General features: G+C 65.4%; 3 protein-coding genes. All 3 read left to right on the plus strand.

Annotation, left to right across the window (positions count from 1 at the left end; all coding sequences use genetic code 11):
* On the plus strand, positions 1-549 hold a 549-nt coding region (locus ENZ74_RS27380), incomplete at its 5' end, for an aromatic amino acid lyase (RefSeq protein WP_164761250.1).
* The gene (gene hutG, locus ENZ74_RS27385; RefSeq protein WP_063167744.1) at positions 549-1,367 is read left to right on the plus strand and encodes an N-formylglutamate deformylase; all 819 of its coding nucleotides are present in this window, start codon (positions 549-551) and stop codon (positions 1,365-1,367) included. The genes ENZ74_RS27380 and hutG, both read left to right, overlap by 1 nt.
* A 26-nt stretch (positions 1,368-1,393) precedes the next feature.
* Positions 1,394-2,943 (plus strand): urocanate hydratase (hutU, locus tag ENZ74_RS27390; RefSeq protein WP_127313128.1); only part of this gene is annotated, 1,550 nt, incomplete at its 3' end.

Raw genomic sequence — 2,943 nt, forward strand, 5'->3', positions numbered from 1 at the left:
GAGCCGGTGGCCTTCGCCGCAGACATGATCGCGCTCGCCGTCTGCGAGATCGGCTCGCTGTCGGAGCGCCGCATCGCCATGCTTGTCGATCCGGCACTTTCCGGCATGCCGGCCTTCCTGACGCCCAAGCCCGGCCTGAACTCCGGCTTCATGATCCCGCAGGTGACGGCGGCGGCGCTCGTTTCCGAAAACAAGCAGAAAGCCTATCCGGCATCAGTCGATTCGATCCCCACCTCGGCCAATCAGGAGGACCATGTTTCGATGGCCGCGCACGGCGCGCGCCGGCTGATCGGCATGGTCGAGAACGCCACCGCGGTGATCGGCATCGAACTGCTGGCCGCGGCCCAAGGCTGCGATTTCCACGCGCCGCTGGCCTCGAGCGACGCCCTGGAGGCGGTGCGCAGGCTGGTGCGGGCCGAAGTGCCGCATCTCGACAATGACCGCCATTTCCACCCCGATATGGAAAAAGCCATCGCCATGGTGCGCAGCGGTGCGGCCATCGAGGCCGCCGGCGGTGTGGCTCTGCCGTCGATTTCCGGAGCGGTGTGATGGCAAGCGCGCCCTGGCTGACGGTCACGCCCGGCACAGCCCCGTTGCTGGTGTCGATACCACACGCCGGCATCGACCTCGCCGGCCTTGAGAATCGGCTGGTCTCGCCCTGGCTCGGCCGCCGCGACTGCGATTGGTGGATCGATAATCTCTATGACTTTGCCGCCGGCCTCGGGGCGACGGTGGTGCACACCGCGATCTCGCGCACCGTCATCGACGTCAACCGCGATCCCTCCGGCGCCTCGCTTTACCCCGGCCAGGCGACGACGGGCCTTTGCCCGACCGAGACCTTCGATGGCGATCCGCTCTATCGCGAGGGCGAAGAACCGGGGCCGTCGGAGATCGACGAGCGTCGCGAGGAATTCTTCGTGCCGTACCATGCCGCCTTGCAGGCCGAGATCGGCCGGTTGCGCGGGCTACACGAAAAGATCGTGCTCTATGACTGCCACTCGATCCGTTCAGTGCTGCCGCGCCTGTTCGAAGGCACGCTGCCGGTTTTCAATCTCGGCACCAATGACGGCAGGAGCGCCGATCCGACGCTGCAGGCGATGGTCGGCCAGATCATGGCCGAAACCGGTGAAACCTTTGTCATCAACGGCCGCTTCAAGGGCGGCTGGATCACACGCCATTTCGGCCAGCCGCAACAAGGCGTGCACGCACTGCAGATGGAACTCTCCAACCGCATCTATATGCGCGAGCCCGATGGCAAGGGCACGCCGGACAATTGGCCGGTGCCCTATGACGCCGAGTTCGCAGCACCGATCCGCGCCACCCTGCGGAAAATCCTCGAGACCGCGACATCCTGGGCGCGTGTCTGACATCAGGTCCTTTATGGAGTGACGCCATGAACAATCCTCGCCACAACATCCGCGAAGTCCGCAGCCCGCGCGGCACCGAAATCAGCGCGCGCTCCTGGCTGACGGAAGCGCCGCTGCGCATGCTGATGAACAATCTCGACCCGGATGTTGCTGAAAATCCCAACGAACTGGTCGTCTATGGCGGCATCGGCCGGGCGGCGCGCACCTGGAACGATTTCGACCGCATCGTCGCCTCCTTGAGGACGCTGGCCGATGACGAGACTTTGCTGGTCCAGTCGGGCAAGCCGGTCGGCGTCTTCCGCACCCATCCGGACGCCCCGCGTGTGCTGATCGCCAACTCCAATTTGGTGCCGCACTGGGCGAATTGGGAAAAGTTCAACGAGCTCGATAAGAAGGGCCTCATGATGTACGGCCAGATGACGGCCGGCTCGTGGATCTACATCGGCACGCAAGGCATCGTGCAGGGCACCTACGAGACCTTCGTCGAGGCCGGTCGCCAGCACTACGGCGGCAATCTCAAGGGAAAATGGATCCTGACCGGCGGTCTCGGCGGCATGGGTGGCGCCCAGCCGCTCGCCGCCGTCATGGCCGGCGCCTGCTGTCTCGCCATCGAATGTAACCCGGACTCGATCGATTTTCGCCTGCGCACCCGCTACGTCGACGAGCGCGCCGAGACGCTCGACGAGGCGCTGGAAAAGATCGAACGCTGGACCAAGGCCGGCGAGGCGAAGTCGGTCGGCCTGCTTGGCAATACGGCCGAGATCGTCCCGGAGATGTTCAGGCGTGGCATTCGCCCCGATATGGTCACCGACCAGACCTCGGCGCATGATCCCATCAACGGCTATCTGCCGAAGGGCTGGACGATGGCCGAGTGGCGCGAGAAGCGCGTCAGCGACCCCAAGGCGGTCGAGAAGGCGGCCCGCGCTTCCATGCGCGAACATGTCGAGGCGATGGTGGCGTTCTGGAACGCCGGCGTGCCAACGCTCGACTATGGCAACAACATCCGCCAGGTGGCCAAGGAGGAGGGGTTCGAGAACGCCTTTGCCTTCCCCGGCTTCGTGCCGGCCTATATCCGTCCGCTGTTCTGCCGCGGCATCGGCCCCTTCCGCTGGGCAGCTCTGTCGGGCGATCCGGAAGACATCTACAAGACCGACGCCAAGGTGCGCGAACTGACGCCCGGCAACACCCATCTGCACAACTGGCTCGACATGGCACGCGAGCGCATCGCCTTCCAGGGCCTGCCGGCGCGCATCTGCTGGGTCGGCCTTGGCGACCGGCATCGGCTCGGCCTCGCCTTCAATGAAATGGTGGCCAAGGGTGAGTTGAAGGCGCCTGTCGTCATCGGTCGCGATCACCTCGATTCCGGCTCGGTCGCCTCGCCGAACCGCGAAACGGAATCGATGAAGGACGGATCGGACGCGGTATCCGCCTGGCCGCTGCTCAACGCATTGCTCAACACTGCGTCCGGCGCCACCTGGGTGTCGCTGCACCATGGCGGCGGCGTCGGCATGGGTTTCTCGCAGCACGCCGGCATGGTCCTCGTCGCCGACGGCACGCGCGAAGCCGCCAGGCGCCT

This window comes from Mesorhizobium sp. M7A.F.Ca.CA.002.15.2.1, from assembly GCF_003998715.1.
Lineage (GTDB): Bacteria > Pseudomonadota > Alphaproteobacteria > Rhizobiales > Rhizobiaceae > Mesorhizobium > Mesorhizobium ciceri.

Coding starts and splice junctions, on each gene's coding strand:
- hutG (WP_063167744.1), top strand. CDS start 549: ATGGCAAGCGCGCCCTGGCTGACGGTCACGCCCGGCACAGCCCCGTTG.